The sequence below is a fragment of the Rahnella perminowiae genome (genome assembly GCF_019049755.1).
GTDB lineage: Bacteria > Pseudomonadota > Gammaproteobacteria > Enterobacterales > Enterobacteriaceae > Rahnella > Rahnella perminowiae.
In genome coordinates this window covers 1-2,066 of sequence record NZ_JAFMOS010000216.1, presented here as the reverse complement: position 1 = coordinate 2,066, position 2,066 = coordinate 1, and the positions used below count along the sequence as shown (strand labels likewise).

At 48.2% G+C, this 2,066-nt stretch carries 2 protein-coding genes; both read left to right on the top strand.

The window, feature by feature from the left end:
* Positions 1–309 precede the first annotated feature (309 nt).
* Entirely contained in the window at positions 310–1,722 is a 1,413-nt protein-coding gene (gene chiP / locus J1785_RS01410; protein WP_238483020.1) for a chitoporin ChiP, read from the top strand.
* A 13-nt stretch (positions 1,723–1,735) separates the two neighbouring features.
* A partial coding sequence (locus tag J1785_RS01405) for a ChiQ/YbfN family lipoprotein (protein ID WP_217218646.1) occupies positions 1,736–2,066 on the top strand: 331 nt, incomplete at its 3' end.

The window sequence follows — 2,066 nt, the reverse complement described above, 5'->3', positions numbered from 1 at the left end:
CAGTAAAACTTAGTGACTTGTTTATTCTCTCTATTTAAATAATCTGTCGGTCTGATCCTGCCTTAAGACATATAGTTACATTTTTTCATCTTTATGTGCACTTTGTCATACTTCGATGATCAATGATTAATTACCCATTGATAATTCGCGTCGCGAAAAATACTCTTAATGTTGATTTAACCGGTTACGTCTCTGACGGCCGATTTTGATACCCGTTTGGGTTTTGCACGAAATTTTTAGTCAAAATGAGGAATCTCTATGCACAAGCACCTTAACAGGGGCAGGGGATCGGCTTACCTGAAACCTGCCATGTATTCTCTCGCCGGCACTTTACTGAGTGGCGGAATGATGTTTTCACACGAGGCCAGCGCGGCCGGTTTTATCGATGATTCCACACTGACCGGTGGCGTGTATTACTGGCAGCGTGAACGTGACCGCAAAGATTTGAACAAAACCAAAGAAGAAACCCGTCCGGATGGCTCAAAAGTCACCGTCAATAATTCCGACTACAACAAATACGCGACTAACCTTTCACACTCCACTGCTAACCTGAATCTTGATTTTTCCTCTGGTTATGCCTGGGACATGTTCGGTATCGACGTTGCGGCCTTCACCGCCATTGAATTAGCCGAAGCCAGTGACAGCACTCATCCAAACGAAATTGCATTCTCTTCTAAAAACCACGCTTATGACGAGGATTACTCAGGTGATAAAGGCGGGGTCAGTCTCTACAAAGCGGCCGGTAAATTTAAATATGGCGGATTCTGGGGACATGCGGGCTATATTCAGCCCACAGGGCAGACGTTGATCGCACCGCACTGGAGCTTCATGCCGGGGACTTATCGCGGTGCGGAAGCCGGGTATAAACATGATTTCGGTGATCCGGGTGAACTGAGTTTCTCCTATATGTGGGCCGACGAATATAAATCGCCCTGGCATCTGGAAATGGATGATTTCCGCCAGAATGATAAGAAAACCGGCGTTTCTTATATTCACTCCCTCGGTGCGAAATATGACTTTAAAAATGACTTCGTGCTGGAAGGCGCTTTTGGTCAGGCTGAAAGTTATGTGGATCAGTACTTTGGCAAAGCCTCGTACAAAATAGATTTGCTGGGCAATCCGCTGACTACCAGCTATCAGTTCTATGGGGCAGAAGATCGTATCAGCGACAAAAATGATCCAAACAGTTTGTATGATGGTCTGGCCTGGTTGCAGGCGTTAACTTTCGGCTATACCACGGGTCAGTTCAACTGGCGTCTGGAAGGGACGATGGTGAAAGCGGAAGGGAACCAGGGTTACTTCCTGCAACGTATGACGCCGACGTATTCCTCTTCAAACGGCCGTCTTGATGTGTGGTGGGACAACCGTTCGGACTTCAACGCTAACGGTGAAAAAGCAGTATATGCAGGCGTGTTGTATGACCTGGCAAAATGGGATTTACCGGGCTTAGCCGTCGGTGGCTCCTATGTTTATGCATGGGATGCCAGGCCGAGCACTAACGCGGCTTACGACCAGAGTCAGCGCCTGAAAGAAAGCGCCTGGAGTCTGGATGCGCTGTACACCATTCAGGAAGGCCGTGCGAAAGGGACATTGTTCAAACTGCATTACACCCAGTATGACAATCATTCGGATATTCCAAGCTGGGGCGGCGGATACGGCAATATTTTCCAGGATGAAAAAGACGTGAAATTCATCGTTATCGCTCCATTCACTATTTTCTGAGGTCGCTATGTCGATGAATAAATTATTGATGACCGTGGTATCCGCTGTTCTGCTGGCGGGTTGTGCGCCGACAGCCGGTCAGGCTGAAATATCCAAAACGCGTGAGGCTTACAGCGCCTGTATTAATACGGCGGAAGGCAATCCGGATAAACTGGCATCCTGTCAGGCGGTGCTGAATGTACTGAAACAGGAAAAAGCCCACCAAAAATTTGCGGAACAGGAAACGGTTCGCGTGCTGGATTACCAGCAGTGTCTTACGGCACGCAAAACCGGTAATGGTCAGGCGTATGCCGCAGATTGCGGAAAGATATGGCAGGAAATCCGGGCCAATAACGCTCCGAAAC